1 protein-coding gene is annotated in these 331 nt (G+C 69.5%); it reads left to right on the forward strand.

The features are described from left to right. On the forward strand, nt 1-331 hold a 331-nt coding region (locus U5A67_RS40605), incomplete at both ends, for an ATP-binding cassette domain-containing protein (protein ID WP_321818851.1).

The raw sequence follows: 331 nt of genomic DNA on the forward strand, positions 1-331 counted from the left end.
CAACGGCGTGTCGTTCTCGCTCACGCGCGGGCGCACGCTCGCGGTGGTGGGCGAGTCGGGCTGCGGCAAGTCCACGCTCGCGCGCCAGCTCACGATGATCGAGCCGCCCACGTCCGGCACGCTCACCATCGACGGCGAAGATGTGGCGAGCGCGGGCAGCGCGCAGATCTCAGCGCTGCGCCGACGCGTGCAGATGGTGTTCCAGAACCCGTTCGCCTCGCTCAATCCGCGCAAGACCGTCGAGCAGACGCTGGGCGAGCCGCTCGCGATCAACACCAAGCTCACGGCCAGCGAGCGCGCGGACCGTATCGCGCACATGATGCGCATCGTC

This window comes from Paraburkholderia sp. J69-1 (genome assembly GCF_905220255.1).
GTDB lineage: Bacteria > Pseudomonadota > Gammaproteobacteria > Burkholderiales > Burkholderiaceae > Paraburkholderia.